Origin of the sequence: Paenarthrobacter sp. TE4293 (assembly GCF_050435325.1) — a bacterium.
Classification (GTDB): Bacteria; Actinomycetota; Actinomycetes; order Actinomycetales; family Micrococcaceae; genus Arthrobacter; species Arthrobacter nitroguajacolicus_C.
On sequence record NZ_JBNJRY010000006.1, the window covers coordinates 302,289 to 316,927 of the forward strand.

At 63.4% G+C, this 14,639-nt stretch carries 14 protein-coding genes; 7 read left to right on the forward strand and 7 right to left on the reverse strand.

All coding sequences use genetic code 11. The features are described from left to right. Positions 1 to 17 precede the first annotated feature (17 nt). The 3 genes from QF015_RS14435 to QF015_RS14445 are packed head-to-tail and all read right to left on the reverse strand — an operon-like array spanning position 18 to position 5,570. On the reverse strand, positions 18 to 1,976 hold the full coding sequence (locus tag QF015_RS14435) for a glycosyltransferase family 2 protein (protein ID WP_429389803.1): 1,959 nt from the start codon (positions 1,974 to 1,976) through the stop codon (positions 18 to 20). Next, entirely contained in the window at positions 1,973 to 3,667 is a 1,695-nt protein-coding gene (locus QF015_RS14440) for an ArnT family glycosyltransferase (protein ID WP_429389805.1), read from the reverse strand. The genes QF015_RS14435 and QF015_RS14440 overlap by 4 nt, the downstream gene beginning before the upstream one ends. Positions 3,668 to 3,671: 4 nt before the next feature. Next, positions 3,672 to 5,570 (reverse strand): cellulose biosynthesis cyclic di-GMP-binding regulatory protein BcsB, encoded by a 1,899-nt coding sequence (locus QF015_RS14445; protein WP_429389807.1) that lies wholly within the window; start codon positions 5,568 to 5,570, stop codon positions 3,672 to 3,674. 279 nt (positions 5,571 to 5,849) lie between these two features. On the opposite strand from QF015_RS14445, the gene QF015_RS14450 reads away from it, so the two are divergent. Then, positions 5,850 to 6,143 carry a DUF503 domain-containing protein gene (locus QF015_RS14450; protein WP_310202958.1) on the forward strand — a complete coding sequence of 98 codons (294 nt, stop codon included), beginning with the start codon at positions 5,850 to 5,852 and terminating at the stop codon, positions 6,141 to 6,143. Here the strand turns inward: QF015_RS14450 and QF015_RS14455 are convergent. Continuing rightward, entirely contained in the window at positions 6,140 to 6,781 is a 642-nt protein-coding gene (locus tag QF015_RS14455; RefSeq protein WP_310202960.1) for a GntR family transcriptional regulator, read from the reverse strand. The two genes, QF015_RS14450 and QF015_RS14455, sit on opposite strands and share 4 nt — an antisense overlap. Positions 6,782 to 7,000: 219 nt before the next feature. Here QF015_RS14455 and QF015_RS14460 point away from each other — a divergent pair, with 219 nt between their 5' ends. Genes QF015_RS14460 through QF015_RS14485 form a run of 6 tightly spaced genes read left to right on the forward strand, consistent with a single transcriptional unit; the run spans position 7,001 to position 12,218 of the window. Then, on the forward strand, positions 7,001 to 8,362 hold the full coding sequence (locus QF015_RS14460) for an MFS transporter (RefSeq protein ID WP_310202962.1): 1,362 nt from the start codon (positions 7,001 to 7,003) through the stop codon (positions 8,360 to 8,362). Further along, positions 8,359 to 9,153, forward strand: a complete 795-nt coding sequence (locus QF015_RS14465) for a carbon-nitrogen family hydrolase (RefSeq protein WP_429389810.1) — start codon at positions 8,359 to 8,361, stop codon at positions 9,151 to 9,153. The genes QF015_RS14460 and QF015_RS14465 overlap by 4 nt, the downstream gene beginning before the upstream one ends. Before the next feature lie 9 nt (positions 9,154 to 9,162). Continuing rightward, complete coding sequence (locus QF015_RS14470) at positions 9,163 to 9,846, forward strand: DUF2848 family protein (RefSeq protein ID WP_429389812.1); 684 nt, start codon at positions 9,163 to 9,165, stop codon at positions 9,844 to 9,846. Continuing rightward, positions 9,846 to 11,318, forward strand: coding sequence for a 4-hydroxyphenylacetate 3-hydroxylase family protein (locus tag QF015_RS14475; RefSeq protein WP_310202968.1), 1,473 nt, complete (start codon positions 9,846 to 9,848; stop codon positions 11,316 to 11,318). The genes QF015_RS14470 and QF015_RS14475 overlap by 1 nt, the downstream gene beginning before the upstream one ends. Before the next feature lie 2 nt (positions 11,319 to 11,320). Continuing rightward, on the forward strand, positions 11,321 to 11,692 hold the full coding sequence (locus QF015_RS14480) for a cupin domain-containing protein (protein ID WP_310202970.1): 372 nt from the start codon (positions 11,321 to 11,323) through the stop codon (positions 11,690 to 11,692). A 1-nt stretch (position 11,693) separates the two neighbouring features. Further along, the gene (locus tag QF015_RS14485) at positions 11,694 to 12,218 is read left to right on the forward strand and encodes a flavin reductase family protein (protein ID WP_090824583.1); all 525 of its coding nucleotides are present in this window, start codon (positions 11,694 to 11,696) and stop codon (positions 12,216 to 12,218) included. A gap of 58 nt (positions 12,219 to 12,276) precedes the next feature. Here the strand turns inward: QF015_RS14485 and QF015_RS14490 are convergent, their stop codons facing one another. From QF015_RS14490 to QF015_RS14500, 3 genes are all read right to left on the reverse strand, one after another. Next, on the reverse strand, positions 12,277 to 12,597 hold the full coding sequence (locus QF015_RS14490; RefSeq protein WP_310202973.1) for a putative quinol monooxygenase: 321 nt from the start codon (positions 12,595 to 12,597) through the stop codon (positions 12,277 to 12,279). A 129-nt stretch (positions 12,598 to 12,726) separates the two neighbouring features. Beyond that, the gene (locus tag QF015_RS14495) at positions 12,727 to 13,620 is read right to left on the reverse strand and encodes a carbohydrate ABC transporter permease (RefSeq protein ID WP_310202975.1); all 894 of its coding nucleotides are present in this window, start codon (positions 13,618 to 13,620) and stop codon (positions 12,727 to 12,729) included. After that, positions 13,620 to 14,639, reverse strand: a complete 1,020-nt coding sequence (locus QF015_RS14500) for a carbohydrate ABC transporter permease (RefSeq protein ID WP_310202977.1) — start codon at positions 14,637 to 14,639, stop codon at positions 13,620 to 13,622. The genes QF015_RS14495 and QF015_RS14500 overlap by 1 nt, the downstream gene beginning before the upstream one ends.

The window sequence follows — 14,639 nt, forward strand, 5'->3', positions numbered from 1 at the left end:
TGTTATCCAGCCCAGTGTTATCCAGCCCAGTGGCCGTCGTCGTGATATTCGGCTTCCAGCCCATGGGGTGTCTTCTCCCACTTGTGCGGGCTGGTCAGCATCTGCCAGGCCGCCCGCCAGGCTGCAACTGAGTGCAGCACCCAGTAGAACGGGTTGAGCAGGGCGAAGATCGCGATGCGCCACCCGTGCCGGCGGAGGGTGGCAACCCCGGAGACAACGATCATCATGGCGTTGCCGAACAGCATGGACACTACGCCGCCCACCAGCAACCACTCCGGAAGGACCAGCCCAACAATGTCGTAGCCGATGTAGGTCACTATGGTGAACCCCACCACCAGTGGATAGGCCAGGAAGGCCAGGGGTGTTCCCAGGATCAGGCCGAGGAATCCGATGGCACCGGCAACCCCCGTGCTCCTGACGTACCGCATGGTGTTCCGGGTGTTCACCGCCGAGGTCACCATGTACCCCTTGATCCACCGGGTGCGCTGCTTGATCCATGCCGGGACCTGTGAGCAGGCTTCTTCCCAGGTGGTGGAATTGATGACGCCCACACGGTATCCGTCCACTGCGGCCCGAAGTCCCAGGTCGGCATCCTCCGTCACGTTCCACGGGTCCCACGCACCCACTTCCTTCAACAGCGAGGTCACAAAGTGGTTGGACGTGCCACCCAGCGGTAGCGGGATGCCTGAGTTGTCCAAGCCAGGAAGCATCGAATCGAACCAGTGGGTGTATTCGATGGTGAACATCCGTGTGAGGACGTTTTGGTCTGCGTTGAAGTAGTTGAGCGCGGCTTGGACGCAGATGAGGGGCTTGCGGTCCGGGTTGAGGTGGCTGCGTTCGAATTCGTCCTGCTTGAACGCGGCGATGGAAGCGCGGAGCTGGCCCGGGTCCGGGCGGTCTTCGGCGTCGTAGATCACCACATACTCGCCCCGGGCAAAGGTGAGCCCGTAATTGCAGGCCCGCGGTTTGGTCTGTGGGTCCCCTTTGGGCACGATCAGGATGCGCACATACTCCGGTGGGCGTGAGGCCTTGGCGGCGGCAATGGTCTCGGCGTCGTCCTCTTCGAGCAGGACCAGCACGTCCAGCTTGGACCGGGGGTAGTCCAGCTGGCCCAGGTTGGTCAGGAGTTTGTCGATGATGTTCGCTTCCCGGAACACGGGCACCAGGATGGTGTAGACAGGCAGGTCGCCATCGGGAACCCGTTCCTCCGCCAGGGGCGGCAGGCCCCGGCTGGCCCGCTCCCTGTCCCTGGCCTTGGTCACGGCGGCGTCATGCAGCCGGTCGAAGGGACTGCGAAGGCTTGCGAGCGTCTTGAAGCCGATGCTCACCAGGAAGACAATGTTGGCTGCGGCCAACAAAACGATGATGGCCGTGAGCGGTGACATCGCGAAGGCGGCCACCATCCCGATGACCAGGACCACGGGGAGGTAGCGCTGCCACCGCGTCAGGGCGGTCCGGGCGGACTCTCCCGGCCGCTCCTCGGCAAGGCGCTCTGCCGATTCGTAGAGCAGGTGGCGCCGGAAGGAACGCTGGACGGACTGGTTGATGTCCCAGTCGGTGGTGGTGCGGAAGACGACGTCGTCAACTCCGAACGTTAAGGCCGCCTCGTGCGCAATGGCCGCCGACGGTGCCACCGCGGTGGCCACAATGAGGACGTCGCCGTCCATCCGCCATGGGAGCCAGCGTGGTTCGCCGAGTTCGCTGTAACCGAGCAACTCCATCAGCCGGTCATCAACCGGTTCCGCCACGAGGTCCACCAGCGGTGCGTCCCAGTGCTGCGCCAGGACTTCATAAATCCGACGGCGGTCCAGCCCGGCTTCCAGGATCAGGTGCCGCCCCAGCAACCCGCCTTCGCTCGCGGCGCGGTCCAAGGCCCGCTGGAGCTGTTCCGGGGTGACCAGTCCAGCCTTCAGCAGTGTCTGGCCGATCGATTGCCGGTTGACTGTGGCGTCCGCCAGGTGTGAGGACGGTGTCATGAGTCGGAGGACCTTTCATAGATCCGGTGCGTGGGGGTCGAAAATGCCACGGAGTATCGGACAGGGAAGGACGGGTTCGCAACAATGGCTTGGTAGACCAGGTCCGTGGGCCCGGAGTCCCGTGCTCCCGTACCGGCTTCGACGTTGACGAACACCCACTTCGCGTATTTGGCAGGATCCTCCAGCGCCGGGGCAAAGTAGTCTCCGGAGGCGCGGTTGTAGATCTCTTTGAGCGGAATGCCCATGACGGGCAGCACCGCGTTGCCACGGGCGCTCTCGTCCATCAGGATCCCGCCGGACTCGTACCGCTCATTGAGCCAACGGGCGGCAGCCGTGGAATTCGTGGTGGAGTCGGCGGACATCCTTCCCTCCGCCAAGACGGCGAGCCGCCCCGCGGGGTCCTCGCTCCACCACGCGTTCTGTACCACCAGTCCTGCCAGGAGGGCGCCGATCAGGACGGGCCTGATGCGGGCCGGCCGGGCCAGCTCCTGCACCACCACGGCCACCAGAATGGCCACCAGCGGCAAAGCCGTCAGTGCGAAGCGGTTGTTCCACCAGGTTGATGGCAGCGAATGGTCGTTGTTGATGGCCGTCTGGCCCAGGAACAGGCTCAGCAGCGCGAAAGCATAGGCACTTCCGGTCACCGCCACCAGCAGGGTGCTGTTGGCAAAGCCGCGCCGGAAAACAAGCACGACGGCGCCGCACGCCGCCAGGGCGAGGACGACGACGCCGGCTGTCTCCAGCAGCGACCAATGGAACGTGGACAGCGTCAGCCCCAGGTTGCCCTTGGTAGGCAACAGGCCGCCGTCGGTAATGTTTTTCTGCTGTGCATACGCGGAGTATTGCCCGAACATGAACTCCAGCGGGTTGCCGTAGATGGCCCAGTTGTAGGAGATCCACCAGAGCACCGCCGCGGCCGGGATCATCACGTAGCCGCCGGCCATGGTGAGGGCTTCGCGCCACGCGCCGGTGCGGCGCTTGGCGACGACCACCACGAACAGCGTTCCGGTCATCACCAGCGCCCAGCCCTCATACCGGGAAAGCACTGCCGCGGCAGAGGGAATACCGGCGAAGACCGCCAGCTCGCCCGCGCTCATGCGGCGCCTGCTGGTTGCCCAATGCGCCAAGCCGGCCATGCCGCCCACGATGCACATGATCAGCACCGGTTCGGTCAACGCCGTGGTGTACACGTAGAGGACCGCCGGATTCGCCAGCACCACCAAGGTCGTGGCGAGGCGTCCGGCACGGCCCAAACCGAGGCGGGCTGCGATCAGATACAAGCCGGTGGCGGTTGCGGACAGGGCCAGGATGCCCAGGATTCCGGCTGCCCAGCCCGTGCTGAACAACCACATGTTCAGCACGAACGGTGCCAGCAAAAGGTGCGGCATGGGCAGCCAGACGGTGCCCAGCTGTTCGAAGCCGGGCGCCTTGCTGTCGAAGATCCGCCGGGCGATGGTCAGGTGGCTCTGGGCGTCCGAGTAGTCCAAATTGGTGCCGTGACCGATGGTGTACAGGCAGGCGATGTAGCCCACCAGCGCTGCCACCACCGCCACGATCCTGGTTCCTGGAACCTTGCGCCCAACCACCGGGGCACCCAGCCTTTCCCAACCCTTTCTGGCCAGGGCAAAAGCGGCCGGCAGCGCGGGCCCGCGGTGGGCGGCCCGGTGCCGTGTTGCGACGCTGGTTGCCATGGGCCTAGTTGCCGCCACTCTGTTCTGCGGGTTGCGTGGACCGTTGCTCAGCATCCACGTAAGCCTGGGCATCCTTGGCACGGCGCCTCATGAGCACGGTACGTGCGGCAAACGCCAGTCCCAGTACCAGCACCGCCCCGCCGATCCACCATGCGTAGGGACGGTAGTCGTCAGTGACAGCCTTCTGCGGAACCACGACGTTGCTTTCCAGCAGCACGGGGGTTCCCGAGGGCTGGGTCACCAAGAGGTTTCGGGAGAGCGAGGCCCAGCCACCTTCAACACCACTGACGTGCGATGACAGGGATGCCTGAAGCGCGGACCCCGCGGCGGCGTCGCCTTCCGGCGCCCAGGCGCCGAGCAGCAAGAGGTCGCGGCCGCCCTGTTCAAAGGCCTCCAGCACGCCGTAGGGCGCCGACGCCCCCACACCATATTCGACGTCGTCGGGTGAGATGGTGCGGAACTCCGCCAACCGCAGGGGTGCGGACAGCTTGTTTGCGACGTCGGCGGTGGCACCCACCACCAGCCCGGACTCACTGGAGCCTGCAAGGGTATCCAGGCCTACCACCCGCGTGTCCAGCAACGTGGCGCTGTCCCTCTGCAGGGACGCCAACAACGTGGCGGCATTGACGGTGTTCGACTGGGCGTTCCCGTCGCCGAAAGCCACCGGAACGCTCTGCCCGAATGCCTGCGGGAAACGTGCGAAACCGGCCTTCGTGGATCCTCCGCGCACTGCAGTGATAGTGCTGCCTGCGGTGTCCAGGGTGACTTCCATGGGCATAACGCCGGCGGGTCCGGTGCAATCACCGCCGGCCGGGAGGGCCGCCAGGCGGATCCGCAAGCCGTTCCTGGACTGAAGCTGGCCCGCTGGAACCTCAGCGTCGACCGTGAAAGTGTCACCGCCGTCGAGGTTCCTGGAACTGAGCAGGTAGTCGTTCCAGAAGACCGAGAGTTGCGCCTGGGCGTTGTCCGGGACTGCCGTGTGTGTGCCTTTGAGCTGGACCTTCACCGACGAAACCGGCCCGCCGAACTGCGACTGGGTGACCCCGATGTAGGACTCCGGTGTGCCGTAGCCGGACAGCTTGAGGGTGCTGCTGCCGAGGTCCTTGAGGCTCTGGACCAAGCCGGGTGCGGCAGGGAGGGCGGACGTCAGCCCGGTCACGGAAGAGGTTACGGCGAGCGCGGTCTTGTCGCTGGCGAGTGCCCTTGCGGCGGTGCGGAGCTGGTCATCATGGCCGCTGAGGATGAGCTGCGGCAGTCCGGCTGCGGTGCCGAGCTTGGTGCTGGTCTCCCCCGGGTCGGCGACGACGCTGAGGATGCGGCTGCCCGCCGGGAGGTTTGCTGCACGCGTTTCCAGTTCGGCGTCGGGGACCACGCTGACGGCGGCGTCCGGGTAGCGGCCGGCCATGGCGGCCGACGCGGTCATGATGGCTGCGGAGACATCCGCTCCGGGTTCAGCCGGAACAGGAAGTACGACGGCGGGGACGGACGCCGGGAAGAACTCGCCTACCGTGGTGGGAGCCTTGGCCGCTCCACTGAAATCCACCACCAGGTTGTTCAGGGTTGCCGTGGCGTTGGAGACCACGCACATGGATTGGGTTGCCGGGACGAATTGCAGCCCTACGCTCAGTTGTTGGCCGGTCATGTCCGCGGCAGTGACCGCTGCATCCAAGGGGATGTTGGCGGCGGCGTTGCTTTCGAGGATGACCCGGCCGTTGACTGATGCACGGACCGTGCCTTCGGGCTTCCCCGACACCACGATGGTCCCCCTCACCCGGGTGGGTTCCAGGCCTGCCGTCACCGGCACTACCAGGATCTGCTCGGCTTGACCCGCGAGCGCCGAAACGCTGGAGGATGACTGCAGGGTCGCTCCCTGGGTGGGTGCAGCGGCTGCCCCTGGTGCCATCGCGGCCGCCAATACGGTCGCGGCGGCCAGCGCAATGGGTGCTGCGCAGGCTCGGAGGATCCTGACCGGGTGGGGTCGGGTATGAGGGCGAGGGCGTGGTCGGGCAGGGGTATGGGTCACGTTGTCAGTCCTGAGTAACTAGCAGCGAATGTGTCCGTCAGCCGTTTAAGGCCAACCTCATAGACACTGCCGGGCGGAACTCAAGGCGCGTTGCTGGGTTTGATCAAGATTCCATCAAGACCGTGCTGCCGCCTCGCTGACCTGCGGTGATAATGAACCATGTGGATTGGTTGGATCGAATTCGACGTCCTGATGGGCGATGTCCATAGCCTCAAGGAAAAGAGGTCGCTCATCCGGCCGCTCGTGGCCGAGCTCAAGCGGCGGTTCGATGTTTCAGCGGCGGAGACAGGGCTGCAGGACCAGCACCGGCGCGCGCTGATCGGCGCGGCGTTGGTGGCTCCGGATCACGCCCACCTTCAGCAAGTGCTCGACGCCGTTGAACGGTTCGTGGCTGCCCGGCCTGAGTTTGAGCTGCTCAGCGCACGGCAGCGGGAACTGCACAGCGAGGACTAGTACCCGATGACCGCCAGACGGGTGGAGTCAAGGTGGGCGTCGATGGCCTGGTGTGCTGCTTCGAGGCTTCTGCTGCGAAGGGCGTCAACGATCAACTGATGCTCCCGGAGGACGTCTTCTGCGCGATCCGTGCCCCTGGAGACGGCCTTGACGCCGATCCTGAGCTGCTTTTGCCGGAGTGAAGCGTAGAAGTCGGCCAGGACGGGGTTACCCCCGGCCCGGACCATGATGGTGTGGAATTCGGTGTCCAACTCGATGAAACGGGCTGGATCTTCCTTGGCTTTCCGCTGCTGGTCGATGACGTGCTGGAAGGCATCGATCTGGGCGTCCAGCATGCTTTCCACGGCCGAGACTGCCCACTTCTCAACGACGGACCTGGACTGCAGGATGGCGCGGACGTCGGGATCGGAGATCGGTGGCACGTAGGCACCCTTGTGCGGGATGCGCTTGACGAATCCCTCGGCTTCGAGGCGCAGCAAGGCCTCGCGCACGGGTGTTCGTGACGTGCCCGTTGTCTTGGCCAGGACTCCCTCGTTGAGGAAGGTCTCTTCCTCCCGGGGCAAGGCTGCGATGTAGCTTTTCATCCACTGGTACGCCACTTCTGGCTGCGACTGTGCAGCGGGGGTCATCTGGATCATGCAGAGCCTTTCTCGCGTAGCCCAGTATACGAGTTGCATTCAGGACTCCCGGGAGCTTTCCGGAAAACTTCTGCTCCAACTATAGACAGGTTGTATACAACCCGTCTACAGTGAAGTTCAGTGACTCCGCTCACGCAGCGGAACACCCCAATTTCCTGGGAGACCCGGCCGCCTGATTCACCGAAACTCCGCGGCTCCCCATCGCAAAGGATCCCCACAATGACCGATTTGAAGAAAGCAGAACTGAGGCAGCAGAAGCACTCCAGCCTGCCCGTAGTGGCTGCTTCGAGCCTGGCCGGCACAGCCGTCGAATGGTACGACTTCTTTCTCTACGGCACCGCCGCAGCCTTGGTATTCAACAAGCTCTACTTCCCCACCGACGACCCCCTGGTGGGCACCATGCTGGCCCTCGGAACCTTCGCTGCCGGCTTCCTCGCCCGCCCGATTGGCGCCGTCGTCCTGGGGCACCTTGGCGACAAACACGGACGCCGGGCCACCTTGGTTGCCAGCCTCATGCTCATGGGCGTTGCAACCACCCTCATTGCCTTCATCCCGTCTTACGCGGCCATCGGCATAGCAGCACCGTTGCTGCTCCTGTTGCTGCGCCTGATTCAAGGATTCGCGCTCGGCGGCGAATGGGGTGGCGCCGTCCTCCTCGTCTCCGAGCACAGCAACGACAGCGCCCGCCGCGCATTCTGGGCTTCCTGGCCCAACATGGGCCCGCCCCTGGGAAACCTGATGGCCGCCGGCGTCCTGGCCATCCTCGCCGCCACCATGCCGGAGAGCGAGTTCCTGGCATGGGGTTGGCGCATCGCTTTCGGCTTGTCCGCGCTCCTGGTGGTCATCGGCCTGATCCTGCGGCTCTACGTCCAGGAAACCCCGCTGTTCAAGGAAGCACAGCGCAAGCGCGAAGCCGAAGGCAGCATCGAACGGAAGATGCCGCTGGCCATCCTTTTCCGACGCAACTGGCGCGAAATCCTCATCGCTACCGGCAGCCGGATGGGCGAGAACGCAGGCTTCTACATCTACTCCCTGTTCATCATTACCTACGTCACCCAGATCATGGGACTGCAGAGGCAGACAGGCCTCACCGCCGTCATGATCGGCCAGGGTGTCGCGGTCGTCGCCATTCCCATCCTGGCGCTCTACGCCGACAAGGTGGGCCGCAAGCCGATCCTGATCGGCGCGTCGATTGCCACCATGGTGTGGGCCTTCGCGTTCTTCTTCCTGCTGAATACCGGCCAGATGTGGGGCATTATCGCCGCAGCTGTCGGTGGGCTCCTGATCTTCGCTGCCTACAGCTCAGTGATCGGTGCCTTCTTCTCCGAACTCTTCCCCACCGACGTCCGGTACAGCGGTACCTCCGTGGCCTACAACCTGGCATCGCTGATCGCCGGCTCGCTGTCCCCGATCATTGCCCTGGCTCTCTACAGCGCTTTTGGCACCGGCTATGCCATCGGCATCTACCTGGCCGTCATGGGCTTGATCTCCATGGTCTCGGTGATGTTCGCCAGGGAAACCAAGGGTCTGCGCCTCAGCGACCTGGACGAGACCACCCCTGAGAGTAAGGACCAAGCATGAAAATCGCACTCGTCCAGGTAGCCAGCCCGGACTCTGAAACACGCGAAGACCGGATAGACCGCGTTGAAGCAATCCTTCGGGGCATCAAGGGCGCCGAGCTGATCGTCCTCCCTGAATTGTGGAGCGCCGGCTATTTCCACTTCGACGAGTACGGGGCATTGGCCGAGAAACTGACGGGTCCCACCGTCTCCATGTGCTCCCGGGTTGCCGCGGACTTGGGCGTCCACCTTCACCTCGGCAGCATCATCGAGGCCACCGAGGACGGCAGGCTGAGCAACACCTCCATCCTGCTCGGCCCGGACGGCACCGTAGTCCACACGTATCGGAAGATCCATGTGTTCGGCTACAAGTCCAAGGAGGCAAACCTGCTCACCGCGGGATCGTCGCTTCCCGTGGTCCCGTTGCCGTTCGGGTCCGTCGCCGGCATTACCTGCTACGACCTCCGCTTCCCCGGATTATGGATGGAGCTGAGCACGCGCGGCGCAGAGATCGTGATCGTTCCCGCAGCCTGGCCTGCCGCCCGGAGTGAACACTGGCGCCTGCTCACCACTGCGCGGGCCGTGGAGCACCAGATCTACGTCATCGCCTGCAACGCCGCAGGCAGCCAGGAAGGTGTGGAGCTCGGCGGACACAGCCGGGTGGTCGGTCCTGCGGGCACCGTCCTCGCTGAAGCGGATTCCAGCGAAACCGTGCTGATGGTGGACATCGATCCGGACCAGGTCGCCGCCGTCCGCAGCGAGTTCCCTGTCATCAAAGACCGCCTCGCGGACTACAACACATTGGCTGTCTAAGGAGACGGAATGGAAACAACACGGCAAGTCCCACTGACCTTCAGGGTGGTGGGCACAGGCAAGACCATCGTGGTTTCGGATTTCCACGGAGTAGTGGCTGGCTATACCGGCCGGGATCCGCAAGCGGTGCAGCACCACATCGATGAGCTGGCTGCCATCGGTGTAGCCCCGCCGCCGGAAGTGCCCATGTTCTACCGGATGGACTCGGATCTTTTCGAGACCTCCGGCGAGCATGACGGGTCGAAGAACCTCACCTCAGGTGAGATTGAACCCCTCTACATCCGGCACAACGGCCAGTACTACCTCGGCATCGGATCCGATCACACGGACCGCGACATCGAAGCCCGGGACATCGGAGATTCAAAGCGAGCCTGCCCCAAGCCTGTCGCGGGTGAGGTCATCGCCGTCGAGTCCCTGGAAAGCCTCGACCTGGACCAGTGCACCGCCCGCTCATGGGTGGATGGGGAGCTGTACCAGGAAGGTTCGCTGAGCGGACTGCGGAAGCCGGCCGACGTCGTCGAACGCCTTTTGGCCCGCACGGACATCGGTGACGCCGACTTCATGTGCCTTGGCGGCACTTTGCCGCTGCTGAACGGAAAGTTCGTTGACGGAACTTCCTGGAAGTTGGAGCTCTCCTTCCCGAATGGGACCACCATTGAACATAACTACAAAATCAAGAAAGGCTCACTCTGATGAGGACCGGAAAAGAGTACCTGAAGTCCCTGAACGACGGCCGGACAGTGATCCTCGATGGCGAGGTCGTCGGCAACGTTCTGGAACACCCGGCCTTCGCGAAGGTTGCCCACACCATGTCCGAGCTGTTCGACATCGCAGCCGATCCCGCCAACGGCATGCAGTTCCATTCCGAGGAAATCGACGGCCCCGCAAACCGCACGTTCGCCGCTCCCCGAACCCAGGAAGAACTGGTGCTGCGACGCGAGGCCATCGAGAAGTGGGCCAAGCACACCCATGGCTGGGTGGGCCGGAGCCCTGACCACGTTGGCACCTTCTTTGCCGCCTTCGGATCGCACGCGGACGTCTTCAAGAACGAGGAACGCGACTTCGCCGGCAACGTGGAGCGGTACTACAAGAAGATCCTGTCCGAGAACCTGTACCTTTCCTACGCGATCATTCCCCCGCAGGTTTCCCGCGCAACCACAGCGTCCGGTTGGGAAGGCGAGTACCTGCAGGTCGGCGTCGTGCGTGAAACCGAGCAAGGCATCATTGTCCGCGGTTCGCAGATGCTTGCCACCGGTGCAGCCATCGCTGATGAAGTCTTCGTCACCTGCATCAAGCCGCTGGGACCGGACGACGTTGACTTCGCGGTCAGCTTCGCCATACCGGTAGCCACCGACGGGCTGAAGCTCTACTGCCGCCGCCCGTTCGCGCCCGCCGCCACCAGCGACTTCGACTACCCCCTGACCAGCCACTACGACGAGCCCGACGCACTGGTGGTGTTCGACGACGTCCTCATTCCCTGGGACCGCGTGTTCATCAACCGGAACATCGATACCCTGCGCCGCCAGTTCTTCGACACCGGCGCCCACGCCCTGGGCAACTGGCAGGCCCAGATCCGGTTCTCCACCAAGCTGAAGTTCATCGCCTCCGTTGCCCGCAAGGTCACCCAGGTGAACGGCACGGACAAGATCCCCGGCGTCCAGGAGAAGCTCGGCGAACTCGCCGCTATTGTCCAGTCTGTTGAGTCTGCAGTCCTCGCTGCCGAATACACGGCAACAACGGACGACGCCGGCATGAGGGTTCCAGGGAAGAGCGCCCTTTACGGGGCCATGGGACTGCAGTCCGAAACGTACCCGCGAGTGATCTCGATCCTCCGCGACCTGGTGGGCGGCGGCGTGCTCCAACTGCCCTCCAGCATCGCCGACATGACCAGCAGCGTCACCCGACCGGACATGGAACGCTACGTCCAGTCCCCCGGCGTCAGCAGCGAGGAGCGCGTCAAGCTCTTCAAGCTCGCCTGGGACATCATCGGTTCCGAGTTCGCCGGCCGTCACCAGCAGTACGAGATGTTCTATGCCGGGGCACCGTTCGTGGTCCGTGGAGCCTACACGTACCGCAACTACGGCTACGACGCACTGGTGGCGGAGCTGGACACCTTCCTTGGTTCCTACAGCATTGACGGCACCACCGCATCGGAGGGAATCTGACCATGGCAAAGCCGGAATTCGAGTTCACCCCTGTTTCCTCGGTGGACTTCGCGCCCTGCAACCCGCCCATCGAGGGCCTGTCCGAGGCGATCCTCGCCCGCGATTCGGACAACGACAGCGTGACCCGCATCCTCAAGTTCGAGCCAGGCACGGACACCTCACCCAATGGCGTCCTGACGCATGATTTCTGGGAAGAGGTCTTCATTTTCGAGGGCTCGTTCGTGGACCAGCGGCTCGGCAAGACCTTCAAGGCCGGGGACTGGGCCACCCGTCCCCCGGGTATGGAACACGGCCCTTGGGTCTCGGAAAACGGTGCCAAGATGTTCGAGGTCCGGTACTACACGGACCGGGTCCCAGCGGAGCGGAGCAACTGACATGAGCCTGGCACCAGCCTTCACCATCCCCGATGCCATGGGGATGCGCCGCGCCATGGGCCGCTTCCTCACCGGCGTCGCGGTGGTTACCACCCAGCATGAGGATGAGCAGTACGGGATGACCATCAGCTCGCTGACCTCCATCAGCCTGGAGCCTCCCATCCTCATGATCTCGCTGAACTTCGGCACCCGGACCGGAGAGGCACTGATGGAGAGCGGCAAGTTCGCGGTATCCATTCTGGGCGCGAAGCAGGAATCAGTGGCCCGGCGGTTCGCTGTCCGCGGTGGGGACCGCTTCGGCGACGGCGACTTCGACATCACCGACAGTGGGCTGCCGGTGATTAAGGGCGCCCTCGCCCAGGCGGACTGCACCGTTGTGCAGCAGTACGACGTCGGCGACCACCAGGTCTTCTTCGGCCAGGTCACTACATGCCGGGACCGGGACGGAGAGGTGCTCGCGTTCAAGGCCGGACGCTTCGGTTCATTCTCCGACTTCGGACACGCAGAGATCCCCTGGATGTTCTGAGATCTTAAGCAGGTGGTGCCCGGCTCGTTTGAGCCGGGCACCACCTTTTACTCTTCGGCTAGGCGATGGTCAGCTCGCCCATGCGGTCCCAGCCACTGCCTTCGAACTGGCGGCTGATGATGTGGGGCGTCTCCACCAGGGCCTGCGGCATGTCCGCCATGGCCTTCTTGAAGTGCTCGCTGCTGACGTGGGCCTCAGCGGCATCGTCCTGGAAGGCTTCCACCAGGACGAACTCATTCGGGTTGTCCACGCTGCGGGACCAGTCGAACCACAGGTTGCCCGGCTCAGCACGGGTTGCTTCGGTGAAGTCAGCCACGAGGTCCAGCCAGCGCTCGGACCAGTCAGGCTTGACGTTGAATTTGACCACAATAAAGATCACGGGCTGCTGCCTTTCGTTGCACTACAGATCCGTTCCATCTTTTCAGAAGTTAACCCCGACGGCGGCCGCCACCTGAGGTGACGACCGCCGTCGAACGCTGTCTTTGGCTTTCTTGTCCTGCTTGTCGAACTACTTGGACGTGCCCTGCGAAACGGAACCCTGCAGCTGGCGCTGGAAGATCACGTAGACGATGAGCACCGGGATGACCGTGACGCTGACAGCTGCGAACAGCGCGCCGTAGTCCACTGCGTAGCCCATCTGGCCGGCGAAAGCCGCGAGTTCCTGGGAGAGGACGCGCGGGCCGGCGGCGTTGATGGACACCGGAATCAGGAACTGGTTCCACAGGCCCAGGAAGTTGAAGATGGCAACCGATGCAAGGCCGGGCTTGGCCATCGGCAGCATGACCTGGAAGAACGTCCGCCACTCCCCTGCGCCGTCAAGGGCAGCTGCCTCGGTGATTTCGTGAGGCAGCGACTTGAAGAAGGAGAAGAGGAAGAACACCGTGAACGGAAGCGCGAAGCCCACGTACACCAGGATGAGCCCCGGCAAAGTGTTCAACAGTCCCATGTTCTTCAGGACGAAGAACAACGGCACCATGGCGAGGAAGATCGGGAAGGTCAAGCCTGCCAGCATCAGGTAGTAGATGGCCCTGCTGCCCGGGAAGGTGTAGCGGGCCAAGACATACGCACACATGGCACCAAGGACCATCACGATGACCAAGGCCACAGCGACCACGATCACTGAGTTCAGGAAGGCGCTGCCGATGCCGGCTTCGCTCCACGCCTTGACGTAGTTATCCAGCTTCCATTCACCTGGCAACGCGAACGGCGAGGCAAAGATCTCGCTGGACGTCTTGAAGGACGACATGAAAGTCCACAGGAGCGGAAGGATGACGATGAGCGTCCAGACGGTCAACGCAGTGTGCGAAACAGCTCCCACCACTTTGTCGCCCGGGGTGGTTGCCGGTTTCCTCGGCTGGAAGTGCAAGGACTTCATCTCCGGAGTTGAGACTTTGGTTGTCATTACAGGCTCACATCCTTATCGCCGCCGGTGAGCCGGTTAACCAGGAACACCAGGCCGGAGAAGATCAATGTGGCAATGGCAAGCACAACACCCATGGCGCTGGCCAGGCCGAACTGTCCCTTGCTGAATGCGGTGAAGAACAGTTGTTGCGCCATCACCAGCGTGGAGTTGTCCGGGCCGCCGCCTGAGTTCAGCGCCGCCATGTAGACGAATGCGTCCAGCGCGAGGATGCCCATATAGATGTAGGCCGTCTGGATGTTGTCGCGGATCAAAGGAATGGTGATGGACACGGCGGTGCGGAAGCGACCGGCGCCATCGATCCTGGCGGCCTCGAAAAGTTCGGCAGGGATGCCCTTGATGCCTGCCACGAACAGGACCATGTAGAAGCCAACGAAGCCCCACACGATCACGAACATGGTGGCGATCATGGCCGTGTTCTTATCGCCAAGCCAGGCGAAGTCCTTGAACTGGTCGAACCCGAGTCCGGTGAGGATGCCGTTGAGCAGGCCACCTGAAGGATCGTAGATCTGGCCCCACATGATGCCGATGGCCACCGCGGGGATGGTGTACGGGAAGAACGAGACCACCCGGTAGAAGCTGGAATTGCGCAAACCCTTGATCTGGCCCTTGCTGCTTCCGCCCACCGTCACCAGGGAAGCGAGCACGAGGCTCAGGATGATGGTGATGATCGGGAGGAAGATGACCAGGACGATGTTGTTCGACATGGCCTTCATGAAGATGTCATCGGTAAAGATCTTCACGTAATTCTCGAGGCCGATGAAGTTCTGGTTCGGCGAGAAGCCCGACCAGTCCGTCAGCGAATACCCGAAGGCCTGGATGAAGGGCCAAATCACGAACAAGAGATAGATCGCCAACGGCAGTCCAAGGAACACCGCGAAGAAACTGACCTTGTCCCACGTCAACGGCTTCCGCCGCCGCTTAATCACCTGCGGTGGAGCCGGCGCCGGAACGACGGCGGCGGCCAGGCCGTCGTCGTTCCGGCTCTGCTGAGTTTTCAC